The organism is Rhizobium leguminosarum (genome assembly GCF_001679785.1).
GTDB classification, from domain to species: Bacteria; Pseudomonadota; Alphaproteobacteria; order Rhizobiales; family Rhizobiaceae; genus Rhizobium; species Rhizobium leguminosarum_R.
In genome coordinates, this window is sequence record NZ_CP016286.1 from 4892327 (window position 1) to 4909266 (window position 16940).

Here is a 16940-nt window from a genome sequence, read left to right on the forward strand (position 1 = left end):
ACAGCACCAAATTCAAAGGCGGCCTCTTGGCTGCCTTTTCTTTATCAACCGGCCAGCACGCGTTGCGACGGGAATGTGATCTCGACGAGTGTGCCCTCGTTCGGCGCTGAATTGATCGAGAAGGTCGCTCGGTTGGCATCCACCATCGCCTTGGTCAACGGCAGGCCGAGCCCGGTGCCGTCGCCGCGATGACGCGACTGGGTCGAGGAGACCTGCCTGAACGGCTTCATCGCCTGGTCGAGCTCGCCGCGCGTCATGCCGATGCCGGTATCGCGGACCCTGAGGACAACGCTGCCATTCGCCTCATAGGAGGTGGAAACGACGATCTGCCCGCCTGACGGGGTGAAGCGGATGGCGTTCGACAGGATGTTGAGCGCGATCTGCTTGATCGAGCGCAGATCCGCCACGACCTCGGGTACCGCATGCGACAGCGCCGTGCGGATGATGACGCGCTGGCCGTTCGCCTGCGGCTGTACCAGAGCCACAGCCTCGGAGACTGCCTCGTTGAGGCCGACGGCGGCAAAATCGAGATCCATCTCGCCCGCCTCGATCTTCGAAATGTCGAGCAGGTCGTTGACGATATCGAGGACATGCCGGCCGGAGCGGCCGATGTCGTTGGCATATTCGATATAACGCGGATGGCCGATCGGCCCGAAGCGCTCGCCGGCCATCATGTCGGAAAAGCCGATGATGGCGTTGAGCGGCGTGCGGATCTCGTGGCTGACGCGGGCGAGGAAATCGGTCTTGTGGGCGTTGGCGGTTTCGGCCGCACCCTTGGCGTTGCGCAGCTCGTCCTCGGTGCGCTTCCATTGGGTGATATCGCGGATGACGGCGCAATAGCCGTTGGAGGAAGTGAGCTGGCCCATCGTCATGAACAGCGGTACGAAGCCGCCAGCGGCCTCGCGGCCGATCACTTCGCGCCCGTCGTTCAACACGCTTGCCACGCCATGGTCGGAGAGGCCGTTCAGATAGTCGATGACTGCCTTCTGGCTCTCATGGGCAAATAGCATGACGAAGGGTTTGCCGCGCGTTTCCTGTTCGTCGTAATTGAAAAGCGCGCTGGCCGACCGGTTCATCGAGCGGATGTCGCCCTCCGTGCCGATGACGACGACGCCGTCGGTCGCCGTTTCCAGGATCGAGCGCAATTCTTCCACTTCGACCTGGAGTTTAGCGACCTTCTCGACCATCCGCTCAGGGCGGCCTTCGGAACGGCCCTCGGAGCGGTTTGCGTCGCCGCGGCCATCCTCCTTGCCTTCCACCGGCATCAGCGCCAGCATCAGGGCGTTGGCGTCTTCCCAGCGCACAGATTGCAGCCGCGCGGTCACCGGCGCCAGCGTATCATCGGCCTTGACGAGCATCATGGTGCCGGAGCCTGCGGCATTCTCCTCGAGTTCGCGGCGCTGCAGCAGGGCTTCGATGCCGCCCACTTCGCGCAATGCCTCGAGCGTGCCGTAGCCCGTCAACCGCATGAATTCCGGATTGGCATGGATCAACGCATCGCCGATATGGATCAGCACGGCAACAGGCAGTTGGTCGACCGTTCCCACCGACAGCCCGCCCGTCATCTTGATGCGCGGCGGGATGAAGCTGGTGAGAACCTCGATCTGGCTGGCCGTCTCCTCCAGCCCTTCCGTTGCCTCGTCCTCGTATATAACGTTCGGCTCTTCTGTGGCGCCATCGTCTTCGCGCGCCTCGACGGCATTCTCGAAAATCGCCTCCTGCGGCACGATCTCCTCGTCAGACGGTATGTCCGCCTGCTCAGTGGTGGGTGTTTCGACGTCGAACGCTTCGGGTCCGAGGGCCTCTTCGAAGCCGGCCGTTTCCGTGACGGCGGGTTCCGCCGGCGCCGGGCTGCTAGGCTCGTCCTTGCTGGCGCCGAAGGCTTCGAGGCGCTTGGCGATCTCGCGGAAATTGGCCTGTTCGGCGGCCGTCAGTCCGGCGCCGCTGTTGTGGAGCTGAACGATCTTGTCGGAGAAACGGCGATTGGGCGTTTCTGAAATCCGAAGCGCCGGCGGCTCGTCCGAAACATCCGCTGCCGGCTCGGCGGCAGGTGTTTCGTCGGCGCCGACCGCCTGTTCTTCTACGGCATTCTCCGGCGCTGATGTCTGCACGATCGCCTCTTCGGCAGTGATTTCTTCCGATCCTGTCTCTTCGGTCTCCGGGGACTCCGGCTCGGCTGCCGTAAACGCTTGGTCGTCGATCTCTTCCGCTGCAATGATTTCGGCCGAGACCTCTTGGGGTGCGGCTTCCGCTTCATCTGCCACTTCGGCGACGGGCTCTGCAACCGGGCCGAGGCTCGCTGCATTATGGCCGATACCATCAGGGCCGAGTGTCAGGCCGAGCGCCAGCGGATCTTCCTGTGCATCGGAAAGCCGGACGACGCCGAAGCCGCGGAAGCCATCGAAGTCGCGGTTGCGGGTATAGGTGGGCAGCGCCGCCAGATCGACCGGAACGACGAGGCTGGTGCCTTCGACCGGCCAAAGGATCGTCTTGCCCGACCATGTGTCGCGGCGGGCGAGCGCCTCGGAAAGCTTGCCGTCAGGATCGAGATTGAAGAGGGCGGCGACATCGCCGAAGGCAGAGCCGATGATATCGGACGCATGCGGACCGACGGCCTCGGCAAATTCGTGGCTGACTTCGTTGAACCGGCCTTCGGCGTCGATCTTCCAGACGAAGCGCGTGGCGCGGCTGTTTGGCCTGAAGACGAAGCCGGGCTCAGCCTCAAGCTGAGGGGCAGGGGTGGCATCGGGGACAGCAGGCGTTTCAATGGCTGGATCTTGGTGGATCGCTTCCGGCGTGTCTTCAATAGGCGTTTCGCTGGCCTCAACAGGCGGTTCCGCCGCCGTTGCCGTTTCCACCGTCTCCGCAATGGAGGTCAAATCGTCCTCAGTGATCGCGGCGGGCTCGGTGGTCTCATCCGCGCTGCTATCGATCATGCCGCCGTCGCTCTCCGGCTCCGCATCCGCGTCAGGATGCGTCTCTTCAATCGCCTCCTCTGCGGGTGCCGCGGCTGTCTCGGCGGGCTGTTCGTTTTCGCCGGCGATCTCCTCGAGCGTCTCCTCGACCTCTTCGATCCCCGAGACCGCGTCGATGATTTCGGTGAAGCCTGTAGCGGCGACAGGTTCGTCCTGAAGTACTTCGGCCGGCGGCGGGCTTTCTTCCTGTGCAGGCGCATCGACCGGCTCGAGCGTGGACGCATCGACTGGATCGAGCGCGGGCGCGTCTAGAGGGTCGAGATGACCGATCGCGGTCTCCACCGCAAAGAGCAGATTGAGCGCCGGATCGTCGCTGAGCTTGCCGACCGCGGCCGGAAGATTGCCTCTGCCGGTGGCGACAGGTCGCTTCACCAATCGGTCGGGATGCGCGCCGGCAAGGTTAATCAAGGTCTTTGCCGTCTGCTCGGAGATTCCGAGCGAGGCAAAGCCCGGCGAAGCCGCGATGACTTCGCCATTGGCACCGATCACCGCCATATGCGTATCGGGATCATCAAGCCCCTGCAGCATCTGGGCCGCCGATGCACCGGCCGCGAGTGGCTTTGCCGAGACCGGCACCGAAAACAGGATGGCCTTTTCGCCCTGGGAAAGCCGGATTAGTTCGGCTGCCGCCTGCACCTGCGCACGCTGGAAGCCCTTGGCAACGCGGATCATCAGGCTGCGGCTGTCGCCGATATCGGTCAGCTGGCGCGCCGCCGTTTCCAGCTGGCGGAAGGTGATGTCGGCGCGGTCGACCCCCTGATCGAGCAGGTCGTAGACTGCCGAATGGCCGAAAAGCTCCGCACCCGCACCGTTCGCCCAGAGCAGGCGCGCAAGATCGGCTGAAAACAGCACCATGGCCTCGCCGCGTGAAAAGCGTTCCCGCACCCGTGCGTGCACGGCGATATCGATGAACGGATATTGGACTGCGGGCATGTTCGAACCTTGTCGCTGTCGGCCTTCTTAAATTAACGGCTTATTAATAACTGCGGGGCGCATGCCGGTCCAGAAGAGTAGGGGGTTTTCGGCCGGAAAGGTTAACGTCTTGTGCACTGCACAATAATTGTTGCAATGCACAATGAAATGTCTTATATAAGCATCATCCAACTAACGCAGGCAGCGGCTGCCTCAACCCAAAGGATGCGACCCATGGCTACCATAAAGACCGACGACGTTTTTTCAATCGCTTCTTTCGACCCGTCCAAGTTCACGGAATCCTTCCGTGAATTCGCCGAAAAGGGCGCTCAGCAGTCGAAGGATGCCTATGCCAAGCTGAAGACCGCTGGCGAGGAAGCCGGCAAGACGCTCGAAGCCACCGTCCAGACGGCACAGGCCGGCTCGGTCGAGATCGGCCTGAAGGCGATCGACATCCTGCGCATCAACTCCGAGAACTCGCTGTCGCACTTCGAAGCGCTGCTCGGCGTCAAGTCCCCGGCCGAATTCTTCGAGCTGCAGACCTCGTTCATCCGCAAGCAGGCCGAACTCACCGTCGAGCAGGCGAAGTCGATACAGGAAACCACCAAGCAGGTGGCCGAAAAGCTCGCAAAGCCCTCCAAGGACGCCGCCGAAAAGGCTATGGCTTCCTTCAAGGTTGCCTGATCGGTCTTTACCGATCGGAGATAAAGGGCTGGACCTCGCGTCCAGCCTTTTTGTATATTGACGAGGAATGGGACTTGAATTCCTCGCCAAGTCCTCGTATGTGACCCCCGTCGCGCCAAGCGCGATTTATGCGGTTGTAGCTCAGTTGGTTAGAGCGCAGGTTTGTGGCACCTGAGGTCGGAGGTTCGAGACCCCCCAACCGTACCATCTCCCCACGATCAGAATGAAAACTTGGTTCCTGTCGTTTCGATGGAACCCATGTCGCAGCGGGTCGTTCTCCATGTTAACGGGAGAATATGCATGTCGAAAACCCTGCTCTACGGCGCGACGAAAATCGACGAGACCAACAGCGCTTATGCGCCGGTCGAAAGCCTCGCCCAGTTCCAGTGGAAGAACCGCGTCTTTATCCTATTCGCCGACAGGGATAATTCCCGCGCCGCCCGGCAGGAAAATCAGCTGCTCGCCAACCGCTCGGCCCTCGATGAGCGTGACCTGGTGGTGCTGAAGATTTCCGGTGCCGGCGTTCGACCGATCTTCGGTGCGGCTGGCGGCCTCGACGGCGAAGCGATCCGCCGCGATCTCGAGGCGCCGGAGGTCGGCGAATTCGCCGCTTTCCTGCTCGGCAAGGACGGCACCGTGAAGCTCAAGGCCAGCGAGCCGATTGCCGATGGCGAGCTCTTCGCCATCATCGACAGCATGCCGATGCGTGCTGCCGAATCGCTGAAGCCGGACAAATAACCCCGAACGTCGCGTAAACGGAAATCATGAAAGGGAGGCGGTCATGTCCGTGCCCAACGAACCCATTCCAGACCAGCCGCCGATGCCCGGGCCCGGCTGGAAGCCAGAGCCTCCGATCAAGGAACCGGAGCCTGACCGGCTGCCCGACGAAGCGCCGGTTCCCAATCCCGACGAGAACGACGAACCGGCAAAACACACTTTCGAGACTTAGAGAAAGATGTGTCGTTCGGCGCTGACGAGTTCCTGAAGAAAATCGGCGACGCTCCTGACGCGTAGCAGGTCGCGCGCGGTTTCGTGATAGGTCGTCCAATAGGCGCGCCGGATCGAAACCTCCGGCAAAATGCGCTGGAGTTCCGGATATTGCCTGGCGATATAATCATGCAGGATGCCGATGCCGGCGCCTGTTCGCACCGCCTCCGTCTGTCCGATCGCCGTCGAAATCTCGAAGCCTGCATCCCAACTCCGCATCACTGCGCCGGAAAAATTCAGGGACGCGGTGAAGATCAGGTCTTCGACATAGCCGATGCGGCGATGGGCCTTGAGCGCGTCGATATCGGCAGGTGCTCCCTGTGACGCCAGATAATTTCGCGAGGCATAAAGGCCGAGCGTGTAATCCGTCAGCTTCGAGGAAACGAGCCGCCCTTGGTCCGGTCGCTCGAGCGTGATGGCGATATCGGCCTCGCGCTGCGAGAGCGAGAAAGAGCGCGGAACCGGCACGAGCTGGATCTTCAGTTCCGGATGGCGCTCGATCAACCTGCCCATGCGCGGCGCAAGAAAAGAAACACCGAAGCCGTCGGGCGCACCGACGCGCACAGTCCCGGCAATTGCCGTATCTGTGTGGCCGAGACTGGCCTGTGCTGCGAGCATTTCCGTTTCCATCCGCTCTGCGGATGCCAGGAACACTTCGCCTTCGGCCGTCAGCTCGCAGCCATTCGTGCGACGGATGAAAAGCCGCGTCTTCAGCGCCTCTTCGAGCGAAGTCAGTCGGCGCGAGAGCGTGGCGTGATTGAGCCCCAGCCGCTTCGAGGCGGCAAGGATCTGCCCGGTGCGGGCGACGGCGAGGAAAATACGAACATCGTCCCAGTTCATGGCTTGGCACGCATTGCGATCGGATCGACCTCGATAAGCGTCAGCGATGTCACCATGTGCGCCGTCTGGTTCTTGTACTTAAGGAAATGCGGTGTCCGCAGATGGGCCTCGTATGCTCCCTGGTCGGCGTAGACTTCAAGGATACGGATCCGGTTTGGGTTGTCCCTGATGGAAACAGCGCTCAGGGAAAGCACGCCGTCTTCCAGCGCGACGGATGCTTCGATTTCTTCCGTAAGCAATATGCGATACGTTTCAAGCGGGTCCGGATCGATCTCCAGCTCCGCCATTCTGACGACGGGTTTCCGGCTCATCGGTTTGACCTCCCCCAGGGTTTGACTTGTCGGCGTTTGACTTGTTGGCGTGCCGTGCCAAGTTTGGAAGCAAACGGCAGTGCCTGATGAAACGATAGAGCTATAATTTGCGCACAACGGTTGCTTATATCAGCGCATTGATTTGTGCAAATTGAAGTGCGATTGTCGGCCATCCAAAAACAGGAGGAACACCCATGCGTGAGATCGGTCATTTCATCGGCGGCAAGCAGGTTGCCGGCACCAGCGGCCGCGTAAGCAACGTCTACAATCCGGCAACCGGCGAAGTGCAGGCGACGGTCGCACTCGCAAGCGTCGAGGAACTGCGCGCCGCTGTCGAAAATGCCAAGGCTGCGCAGCCGAAATGGGCTGCCACCAATCCGCAGCGCCGCGCCCGCGTCTTCTTCAAGTTCGTCGAACTCCTGAACAAGCACATGGACGAGCTTGCCGAAATCCTCTCCAAGGAGCATGGCAAGACGATCGAGGATGCCAAGGGCGACGTCATCCGCGGCCTCGAAGTCTGCGAATTCGTCTGCGGCATTCCCCATCTCGCCAAGGGCGAGTTCACCGAAGGCGCCGGGCCGGCGATCGACATGTATTCGATCCGCCAGCCGGTCGGCATCGGCGCCGGCATTACGCCCTTCAATTTCCCGGGCATGATCCCGATGTGGATGTTTGCGCCGGCGATCGCCTGCGGCAACGCCTTTATCCTCAAGCCCTCCGAGCGCGATCCCTCCCTGCCGATCCGTCTCGCCGAACTGATGATCGAAGCCGGCCTGCCCGCCGGCATCCTCAACGTCGTCAATGGCGACAAGGGTGCCGTCGACGCGATCCTCACCGATCCCGATATCGGCGCCGTCTCCTTCGTCGGCTCTACGCCGATTGCCCGCTACGTCTATGGCACGGCGGCGATGAACGGCAAACGCGCCCAATGCTTCGGCGGCGCCAAGAACCATATGATCATCATGCCGGATGCAGACCTGGATCAGGCCGTCAACGCGCTGATGGGCGCAGGCTACGGTTCGGCCGGCGAGCGCTGCATGGCGATCTCGGTTGCCGTTCCGGTCGGCGAAGAGACCGCCAACCGCCTGGTCGAGAAGCTGACGCCGAAGATCGAATCCCTGCGCATCGGCCCCTATACCGACGACAAGGCCGATATGGGCCCGCTCGTCACCAAGGAAGCCTATACCCGTGTTCGCGGGTTGATCGACCGCGGCATCGAGGAAGGCGCCAAGCTCATCGTCGACGGCCGCGATTTCAAACTCCAGGGCTATGAAGACGGCTACTTCGTCGGCGGTTGCCTGTTCGATCATGTCACGCCGGAGATGGATATCTACAAGACCGAGATCTTCGGGCCTGTTCTCTCCGTCGTTCGTGCCCAGAACTATGAGGAGGCGCTGTCTCTGCCGATGAAGCACGAATATGGCAACGGCGTCGCCATCTACACCCGTGACGGCGATGCCGCCCGCGATTTCGCCTCGCGCATCAACATCGGCATGATCGGCATCAACGTTCCGATCCCGGTTCCGCTCGCCTACCACTCCTTCGGCGGCTGGAAGGCATCGAGTTTCGGCGACCTCAACCAGCATGGCACGGATTCGATCAAGTTCTGGACGAAGACCAAGACCGTCACCGCCCGCTGGCCCTCGGGCATCAAGAGCGGCGCCGAATTCGTCATGCCGACGATGAAGTGATCTTCACGACAGTCCAATCTGCAATCTGTAATTCGGGGGCCTTTTGGCTCCCGAATTTTTCCTCGTGATGGTGATTGCCGGCGATATCGGCCCAGCGTCGAGGATGTCCCGAGACAAGGGCGCGGTCTGCTCACCATCTGCTTTTCCCCAGTGCCGAGGTCAAACTGGTGCGCAAAGGCACGCCCGAGCGCAAGCAGGCGATCCTCGATGACTCGAGATCCTGAGGCGGGATTGACGTCGCGGCAAATGGCCTCATAAGCTGAATGCGAATTTCATATTTTGGAATTGTTCAAAACTAGCAAACCGCCTATATAGGTCTGAACAGACGAGTCAGGAGAATGGCATGCGGTTGACGAAGCAGACCAACTATGCGGTTCGCATGTTGATGTATTGTGCTGCCAACGACGGGCACTTGAGCCGGATTCCGGAAATCGCCAGGGCCTATGGCGTTTCCGAGCTCTTTCTTTTCAAGATCCTCCAGCCGCTCAACAAGGCGGGCCTGGTCGAAACGGTGCGCGGTCGCAACGGCGGCGTGCGCTTGGGCAAACCGGCCGCCGACATTAGTCTTTTCGACGTCGTTCGGGTGACGGAAGACAACTTCGCCATGGCCGAATGCTTCGAGGACGACGGTGAGGTCGAATGCCCGCTGGTCGATAGCTGCGGTTTGAATTCGGCGCTGCGCAAGGCGCTTAACGCCTTCTTCGCCGTGCTTGCGGAATACTCCATTGACGACCTCGTCAAGGCGCGTCCGCAGATCAATTTCCTTCTCGGAATCACCGGCGAGCCGGCCTATCGCAAACCCGCGATCGTTGCCCCCGCCGCCTGATCAAAAGACCAGGATGAACTTCTGAACCGCGGTTGCCCCAGCAACCGCGGTTTTTGTTTTTGCGGGCATCTCCCATAGCCTCCGGAACGGGGAAATGCCGGCTGCGTGTCGCGATTGGCGCGGTTTTATACCAAATGCGACAAATTTTCGGTCTTTTTTGTGCGAATATTTCCGAATGAGGCTGATTTTTGACGGAAAATTTCTAAAATTGTCCAGCTGGAAAAATTTTCTGCGTAGCCCGTTGCTTTCAGTAAATAAATATCGTTCCATCGAGCGTCGACCGAGATGGCAATCTACGGTCTCCAAACATCAAAAAAGAACAACCGGGAAACAATATTATGAAAAAGATCTCTGTCCTGCTGGCAGCGACGGCCTTGATTTCCGTCATGGCGACGTCGGCCTGGTCCAAGACCCTTGTTTATTGCTCCGAGGGCTCGCCGGAAGGCTTCGACCCCAGCCTCTATACGGCAGGCACGACCTTCGACGCGTCGTCGCGCACGGTCTATAGCCGCCTCGTCGAATTCAAGCATGGCGGGACCGAGATCGAGCCGGGCCTGGCTGACAGCTGGAGCGTTTCGGCCGACGGCAAGGAGTATACCTTCAAGCTGCATCCGGGCGTCAAGTACCAGACCACCGACTTCTTCACGCCGACGCGCGACTTCAACGCCGACGACGTCATCTTCTCGTTCGAGCGCCAGCTCAAGGCTGACAATCCGTGGAACAAGTATGTCGAGGGCGGTTCCTACGAATACGCCGCCGGCATGGGCTTCCCGGAGTTGATCAAGTCGATCGAGAAGGTCGATGACCTCACCGTCAAGTTCACGCTCAACCATCCCGAAGCGCCGTTCCTCGCCGACCTGGCCATGGACTTCGCCTCGATCGTCTCCAAGGAATATGCCGACAAGCTCGCCGCCGACGGCAAGATGGCGCAGCTCAACCAGCAGCCGCTCGGCACCGGCCCGTTCACCTTCGTCGCCTACCAGCCGGATGCCGTTATCCGCTACAAGGCGAACGAAACCTATTTCAAGGGCAAGGAAAAGATCGACGATCTGGTTTTCGCGATCACCTCTGATGCTGCCGTCCGCGCGCAGAAGCTGAAGGCCGGCGAATGCCACCTCATTCCTTATCCGAATGCGGCCGACGTCGCCGAACTCAAGAAGGACGAAAACCTGACCGTGCTCGAGCAGGCCGGCCTGAACGTTTCGTATCTCGCTTACAACACCTTGATTGCTCCCTTCGACAAGGCCGAAGTCCGCAAGGCGCTGAACATGGCGATCAACAAGCAGGCGATCGTCGACGCGGTCTTCCAGGGTGCAGCGGCCGTTGCCAAGAACCCGATCCCGCCGACAATGTGGTCCTATAACGATGCCGTCGTAGACGACAAGTACGATCCCGATGCGTCGAAGAAGATGCTGGCAGATGCCGGCGTCAAGGACCTTAAGATGAAGATCTGGGCGATGCCGGTTTCGCGTCCGTACATGTTGAACGCGCGCCGCGCCGCAGAATTGATGCAGGCCGACTTGGCCAAGGTCGGCGTCGGTGCGGAAATCGTCACCCATGAATGGGCCGAATATCTGAAGCTCTCGTCCGACAAGAATCGCGACGGTGCCGTCATCCTCGGCTGGACCGGCGACAATGGCGACCCTGACAACTTCATGGATACGTTGCTTGGCTGCGACGCTGTCGGCGGCAACAACCGCGCTCAGTGGTGCAACAAGGAATTCGACGATCTGATGACGAAGGCCAAGCAGACGGCCGACGTCGCCGAGCGCACGAAAGCCTATGAACAGGCTCAGCTGATCTTCAAGAAGGAAGCTCCCTGGAATACGATTAACCACTCATTGGTCTTCGTTCCGATGAGCAAGAAGGTCTCGGGCTTCTTCATGGACCCGCTCGGAATTCACCGCTTCGACGGTGTGGACATTTCCGAATAATAAAAAATCTGTAAACTGCCCGGTCAACGCCGGGTGCGGCCGGCGGTCAGGTTCCCCTGACCGCCGGAAACTATTGGAAAACCTGCTATGTTGCGTTTTTTCATCGGCCGCCTCGCGGTGCTGATCCCGACATTCCTTGGCGTTTCGCTGATAGCCTTCTCGTTCATCCGCATGATCCCCGGCGACCCCGTCATGCTTTTGTCGGGTGAACGTGTGATGGCGCCGGAACGTCACGCCCAGATCATGCACGATCTCGGTTTCGACCGGCCCATATATGTGCAGTATTTCGATTATCTCGGAAAAGTGCTGCAAGGCGATCTCGGCACCTCGATCGTCACCAAACGGCCCGTTCTCGGCGAGTTCTTCACATTGTTCCCGGCAACACTGGAGCTTTCGCTCTGTGCCATCATTATCGCCGTCTGTCTTGGCGTGCCCGCCGGCGTCTTTGCGGCCGTCAAGCGAGGCACGTGGTTCGATCAGAGCGTGATGGGTGTTGCCCTCATCGGTTATTCCATGCCGATTTTCTGGTGGGGTCTGCTGCTCATCATCTTCTTCTCCGGCTATCTCGGCTGGACGCCGGTTTCCGGCCGCATCTCGCTGATGTATTTCTTCAAGCCGGTCACCGGATTCATGCTCGTCGACAGCCTGCTGTCGGGCCAGAAGGGAGCCTTCGCCTCGGCCGTCAGCTACCTCATTCTGCCGACCATCGTGCTGGCAACCATCCCGCTCGCCGTCATCGCGCGCCAGACGCGCTCAGCGATGCTCGAAGTGTTGGGTGAGGACTATGTCCGCACCGCGCGCTCGAAAGGTTTGAAGCCGTTGCGTGTCGTCGGCGTGCACGCGCTGCGAAATGCCATGATCCCTGTCATCACCACGATCGGTCTGCAGATCGGCGTTCTTCTTGCCGGCGCCATCCTCACCGAGACGATCTTCTCCTGGCCGGGTATCGGCAAATGGATGGTCGATTCGGTCTTCAAGCGCGATTACGCCGTGGTCCAGGGCGGCCTTTTGCTGATCGCCGGCGTCATCATGCTGGTCAATCTGATTGTTGATGTTCTCTACGGCTTCATCAATCCGCGCATTCGTCATTAGGAGCGGCCCATGAGCACGGTCACCGTCAAAACCGGCCAGCCATCCGCTCTTGCGGAGTTCTGGCATTATTTCTCCCGCAACAAGGGCGCCGTCATCGGCCTGGTGGTTTTCGTCATCATCCTGGTCGTCGCAATCCTTGCGCCGCTCTTTGCGCCGCATGCGCCGAACGAGCAGAACCGCCAGGTGCTGCTGGCCGTACCGTTCTGGATGGAGGCGGGCAGCGCCTCCTACCCGCTCGGAACGGATGCCGTTGGCCGCGATATCCTCTCGCGCCTGATTTACGGCGCGCGCTTCTCGCTCTTCATCGGCGTCGTCGTCGTCACACTTTCGGTCATTTCAGGCGTCCTGATCGGCCTGGTTGCCGGATTTTTCCGCGGCAAGATCGATACGGCAATCATGCGCCTGATGGATATCATCCTGGCCTTCCCGTCGCTGCTGCTGGCTCTCGTGCTAGTGGCCGTGCTCGGACCCGGTCTGACCAATGCGATGATCGCGATTTCGCTGGTCAACCAGCCGCATTTCGTCCGGCTGACGCGCGCCTCGGTCATTTCAGAGCGCGAGAAGGAATATGTTATCGCCTCGCGTGTCGCGGGTGCCGGCACCTTCCGGTTGATGTTCAAGACGATCCTGCCGAACTGTCTTGGGCCATTGATCGTTCAGGCGACGCTCGCTTTCTCGGCGGCGATTCTCGATGCTGCCGCCCTTGGCTTTCTCGGCATGGGCGCTCAGCCGCCGACGCCCGAATGGGGAACGATGCTGGCCGAATCCCGTGAGTTCATCTCGCGCGCCTGGTGGGTGGTGACATTCCCGGGTCTTGCCATCCTCATCACCGTTCTCGCCATCAACCTGATGGGTGACGGCCTGCGCGACGCGCTTGATCCCAAACTGAAGAGGTCGTGATGCCACTCCTCGAGATTGAAAATCTGACGGTCGAATTCCAGACCTCTTCCGGTCTCTTCCGCGCCGTCGACGGCGTATCGCTTGCCTGCGACAAGGGCGAGATTCTGTCGGTCGTCGGCGAATCCGGCTCGGGTAAATCCGTTGCCATGCTGGCCCTGATGGGGCTTCTGCCCTGGACGGCGAAGATCACCGCCGACCGGATGCAGTTCGACGGCAAGGACCTGCGCGGCATCTCCGCCCGCCAGCGCCGCAGGATCATCGGCAAGGACATGGCGATGATCTTCCAGGAGCCGATGTCGAGCCTCAATCCGTGCTTCACGGTCGGTTTCCAGCTCGGCGAGACCCTGCGCTTTCATATGGGCCTCAACCGCAAGGAGCGCCGCCAACGCTCTATCGAGCTCTTGAACCTCGTCGGCATTCCGGCTCCGGAAGACCGCCTGTCGAACTTCCCGCATCAGATGTCCGGCGGCATGAGCCAGCGCATCATGATCGCCATGGCGCTCGCCTGCAATCCGAAGCTCCTGATCGCCGACGAGCCGACGACCGCGCTCGACGTCACGATCCAGGCGCAGATCCTCGATCTGCTCGTTCGCCTGCAGAAGGAGCAGGGCATGGCGCTGGTGCTGATCACCCACGACATGGGAGTCGTTGCCGAAACCGCCGAGCGCGTGCAGGTGCAGTATGCCGGCCAGAAGGTCGAGGAACAGCCGGTAAGGGCACTGTTCCGCGATCCGCATCATCCCTATACCGCAGCTCTGCTCGCAGCCCTCCCCGAACGCGCCAAAGTCGGCCAGCGTCTGCCCTCGATCGCCGGCGTCGTTCCCGGCCAGCACGGCCGCCCGACGGGCTGTCTCTTCGCGCCGCGCTGCGGTTATGCCACGGTCGAATGCGATCGCGGCGTCGTGCGCCAGGGCCCGGAGCTCGGCCAGGCGTTGTGCAATTATCCGTTGAAGGACGGTAAGCCGCTGGGGCATCCCGGTGTCATCGCCGTTGAAACTGCAGGAGACCTGGTATGACGGGCGCTGTTCTCGAGGGCAGGGATCTCGCCCGTTTCTACACGGTCAACCGCGGTCTCTTCAAAGCCGACGCCACCGTCAAGGCGCTGAACGGCGTCAGCTTCAGCCTGCATTCCGGCAAGACGCTCGCCGTCGTCGGCGAATCCGGCTGTGGCAAGTCGACGCTCGCCCGTCTGGTCACGATGATCGAGGATCCGACGTCCGGCGAATTGCTGATTGACGGCAAGCCGGCGCGTGTCGGCGACCGCAGCTTGCGCAGCCAGGTGCAGATCGTCTTCCAGAATCCTTACGGCTCGCTCAACCCGCGCCAGAAGGTCGGCGCGATTCTTGACGAGCCGCTGAAGATCAACACCGATCTCGACGCGGCCGCCCGCCGCCGCAAGGTGGAGGAGATGATGGCCCGCGTCGGTCTGCGTCCGGAGCATCATGGCCGTTACCCCCATATGTTTTCCGGCGGCCAGCGCCAGCGCATCGCCATTGCCCGCGCCCTGATGCTGCGGCCGAAAGTGCTGGTGCTCGACGAGCCGGTTTCAGCCCTTGATCTGTCGATCCAGGCGCAGGTGCTGAACTTGCTGATGGACCTGCAGAAGGAGATGGGCCTTGCCTATCTCTTCATCTCGCACGGTCTCTCGGTCGTCCATCACATCGCCGACGAGGTGATGGTCATGTATCTCGGCCGCCCGATCGAAACCGGCCCTGCCGCTGAAGTCTTCGCCCGGCCGCGCCATCCCTATACGGCCGCCTTGTTGTCGGCGACCCCGATCGCCGATCCCGAGCGCGAGAAGACCCGCATCCGCCTGCAGGGCGAACTGCCGTCGCCCTTGAAGCCGCCGTCGGGCTGCCACTTCAACCCTCGCTGCTGGAAGGCGCAGGACTATTGTCGCCAGGTTTCTCCCGAATTAAGGGGAGAAGGCGCACAACAATATGCCTGTCATTTCCCGCTCGACTGAGCGGGAAGATAAGCCTGAGGAGCAAACATGCCGGATGAGCAGATGAACAAAGCCCATGCGATCATCGTCATGGGGGTCAGCGGCTGCGGCAAATCCTCCGTCGGCGAGAAACTCGCCGAAGCGCTGCACCTGGCCTTCGTCGAAGGTGATGCGCTTCATCCCGCCGCCAATGTCGAGAAGATGTCGAGGGGCATCCCGCTGACCGATGACGACCGGATGCCCTGGCTCGACCGCATCGGCGAAGACATCAAGGCCTCGCTGGAAAAGAGCGAGGGTATCATCGTTTCCTGCTCGGCGCTGAAGCGCCTCTATCGCGACAGGTTACGGGCTGCTGCCGGTGGCAATTTGTTCTTCGTCTATCTCGAAGGTTCCAGGGCGCTGCTGATGAAGCGTATGGGCGAGCGCAAGGGACATTTCATGCCGGTCTCGCTGCTCGATAGCCAGCTGGCCACACTTGAGGTGCCGACAGGCGAGCAAGGTGTCGTCACCGTCGATATCGACGACACGGTGGAAGGCATTGCGGCAACGGCCCTCAAAGGTCTCGCTTCTCTCGGCATCACGGGTTGAAACGCTGCGGCGAACAGGCCGCGATATCGATGAACGGCGTCTCGCCGGTGATGAGTTCGGCCAGCACGCGGCCGGTCACCGGCCCGAGCGTCAACCCGTGATGGGCATGGCCGAAGGCAAACCACAGGCCCTGATGGCGCGGCGCCTTGCCGATAACAGGCATCATGTCCGGCGTGCAGGGGCGCGCGCCCATCCAGGGTTCGGGATCGAGCCTGCCTCCGAGCGGGAAGATGGTGCGCGCCACGGCTTCCGCGCGGTCGAGCTGGACCGGCGTCTTCGGCGCGTCGAGCGTTGCAAACTCCGCCCCTGTCGTCAGCCGGATGCCGCGGTTCATCGGCGCAAGCAGATAGCCGCGTTCGGCATCGAGCGTCCAGTTGTGGAGCACGGCATTGCCCTCGGCGGCATAATGCATGTGATAGCCGCGCTTGACGCCGAGCGGGAAGGAATAGCCGAGCCGCCGCGTCGCAACGGCCGCCCAGGGGCCGAGCGCCATCACCGTATCCTCGGCTTCGAGCGGACCTTCCGCCGTCATGATCTTCCAGCCGGAGCCGAACGGGCCGAGCGAGGCGGCATCCCCCGTGACGAACCGGCCGCCAAGGCTCTCGAAATAGCGGCGATAGGCCGATGTCAGCGCATGCGGGTCGAGCACCGACCAGGGATCGCGCCAGTGGATACCGCCGGCGAAATCGCCGGTCATATGCGGTTCCATGCGGGCGATATCGGCCGGAGTCAGGCTGTCATACTCCACGCCGAATTCATTCTGCCAAAGTGCTGCCTCTGCAAAGGCCCCGTCGCGCTTGGCTTCAGTGCGGAAAATCTTGATCCAGCCGTCCTTGCGGATCAGCCCTTCGGCCTGCGACGCTTCGATCAGATCCTTATGTTCGACGATCGAATTTTCGATCAGCGGCGCATAGGCCCGGGTGATGATCGCGTGGCGTCGCGCATTGGAGTTCCACCAGTAGCGGGCGAGAAAGGCGATCTGGCTCGGCAGCGTGCGCAGGTGATAATGCGCGTCGATGCGGTTATTCAGCGCATAACGCAGCAAAAGGCCGAGCTGCTGGGGAAAACCGTAGGGTGCTACACCTTCGCGCTGGATCAGGCCGGCATTGCCGAAGGAGGTTTCGTTACCCGGATCTTTGCGGTCGATCAGCGTCACCTGCCGGCCGCGCCGCTGAAGATGGATGGCCGTGGAAACCCCGACGATGCCGGCGCCGAGCACAATTGCGTTTTTCGCCATTTCCGCTTGCATTCCGCT

Annotated in this window: 15 protein-coding genes and 1 tRNA gene; 12 read left to right on the forward strand and 4 right to left on the reverse strand. The window is 61.2% G+C overall.

Translation table 11 applies throughout. The features are described 5' to 3' along the window. Positions 1-44: 44 nt before the first annotated feature. Complete coding sequence (locus BA011_RS23785) at positions 45-3908, reverse strand: ATP-binding protein (RefSeq protein ID WP_065282239.1); 3864 nt, start codon at positions 3906-3908, stop codon at positions 45-47. Between the two features lie 213 nt (positions 3909-4121). On the opposite strand from BA011_RS23785, the gene BA011_RS23790 reads away from it, so the two are divergent. The 4 genes from BA011_RS23790 to BA011_RS44420 all read left to right on the forward strand — a co-directional run bounded on the left by BA011_RS23790 (position 4122) and on the right by BA011_RS44420 (position 5520). Then, positions 4122-4571: a phasin gene (locus BA011_RS23790; RefSeq protein WP_003545621.1), complete on the forward strand. Its 450-nt coding sequence runs from the start codon at positions 4122-4124 to the stop codon at positions 4569-4571. Positions 4572-4701: 130 nt separating this feature from the next. After that, a tRNA-His gene (locus BA011_RS23795) sits at positions 4702-4778 on the forward strand. A 93-nt stretch (positions 4779-4871) separates the two neighbouring features. After that, a complete protein-coding gene (locus tag BA011_RS23800) occupies positions 4872-5309 on the forward strand; it encodes a DUF4174 domain-containing protein (RefSeq protein ID WP_065282240.1) in 438 nt (145 codons plus the stop codon). A 43-nt stretch (positions 5310-5352) separates the two neighbouring features. After that, complete coding sequence (locus tag BA011_RS44420) at positions 5353-5520, forward strand: hypothetical protein (RefSeq protein WP_017959047.1); 168 nt, start codon at positions 5353-5355, stop codon at positions 5518-5520. Here BA011_RS44420 and BA011_RS23805 read toward each other — a convergent pair. Then, positions 5517-6398, reverse strand: coding sequence for a LysR family transcriptional regulator (locus BA011_RS23805; RefSeq protein ID WP_020048530.1), 882 nt, complete (start codon positions 6396-6398; stop codon positions 5517-5519). The two genes, BA011_RS44420 and BA011_RS23805, sit on opposite strands and share 4 nt — an antisense overlap. Beyond that, positions 6395-6709 carry a putative quinol monooxygenase gene (locus BA011_RS23810; RefSeq protein WP_065282241.1) on the reverse strand — a complete coding sequence of 105 codons (315 nt, stop codon included), beginning with the start codon at positions 6707-6709 and terminating at the stop codon, positions 6395-6397. The genes BA011_RS23805 and BA011_RS23810 overlap by 4 nt, the downstream gene beginning before the upstream one ends. Before the next feature lie 194 nt (positions 6710-6903). Between BA011_RS23810 and BA011_RS23815 the strand changes: the two genes are divergently transcribed. From BA011_RS23815 to BA011_RS23850, 8 genes are all read left to right on the forward strand, one after another. Then, on the forward strand, positions 6904-8400 hold the full coding sequence (locus tag BA011_RS23815) for a CoA-acylating methylmalonate-semialdehyde dehydrogenase (RefSeq protein WP_065282242.1): 1497 nt from the start codon (positions 6904-6906) through the stop codon (positions 8398-8400). A gap of 343 nt (positions 8401-8743) precedes the next feature. After that, positions 8744-9226 carry an iron-responsive transcriptional regulator RirA gene (gene rirA / locus BA011_RS23820; protein ID WP_065282243.1) on the forward strand — a complete coding sequence of 161 codons (483 nt, stop codon included), beginning with the start codon at positions 8744-8746 and terminating at the stop codon, positions 9224-9226. 338 nt (positions 9227-9564) lie between these two features. Further along, entirely contained in the window at positions 9565-11160 is a 1596-nt protein-coding gene (locus BA011_RS23825; RefSeq protein WP_065282244.1) for an ABC transporter substrate-binding protein, read from the forward strand. Positions 11161-11247: 87 nt separating this feature from the next. After that, on the forward strand, positions 11248-12252 hold the full coding sequence (locus BA011_RS23830) for an ABC transporter permease subunit (RefSeq protein ID WP_017959055.1): 1005 nt from the start codon (positions 11248-11250) through the stop codon (positions 12250-12252). 9 nt (positions 12253-12261) lie between these two features. Beyond that, complete coding sequence (locus tag BA011_RS23835; RefSeq protein ID WP_065282245.1) at positions 12262-13152, forward strand: ABC transporter permease subunit; 891 nt, start codon at positions 12262-12264, stop codon at positions 13150-13152. Further along, entirely contained in the window at positions 13152-14168 is a 1017-nt protein-coding gene (locus BA011_RS23840) for an ABC transporter ATP-binding protein (RefSeq protein ID WP_065282246.1), read from the forward strand. Before BA011_RS23835 ends, BA011_RS23840 begins: the two co-directional genes overlap by 1 nt. Then, positions 14165-15118 carry a peptide ABC transporter ATP-binding protein gene (locus BA011_RS23845; RefSeq protein ID WP_065282247.1) on the forward strand — a complete coding sequence of 318 codons (954 nt, stop codon included), beginning with the start codon at positions 14165-14167 and terminating at the stop codon, positions 15116-15118. Before BA011_RS23840 ends, BA011_RS23845 begins: the two co-directional genes overlap by 4 nt. A 27-nt stretch (positions 15119-15145) precedes the next feature. Then, the gene (locus BA011_RS23850; RefSeq protein ID WP_065282248.1) at positions 15146-15685 is read left to right on the forward strand and encodes a gluconokinase; all 540 of its coding nucleotides are present in this window, start codon (positions 15146-15148) and stop codon (positions 15683-15685) included. Here BA011_RS23850 and BA011_RS23855 read toward each other — a convergent pair. Further along, the gene (locus BA011_RS23855; protein WP_065282249.1) at positions 15675-16922 is read right to left on the reverse strand and encodes an NAD(P)/FAD-dependent oxidoreductase; all 1248 of its coding nucleotides are present in this window, start codon (positions 16920-16922) and stop codon (positions 15675-15677) included. The genes BA011_RS23850 and BA011_RS23855 overlap by 11 nt on opposite strands. Positions 16923-16940 lie beyond the last annotated feature (18 nt).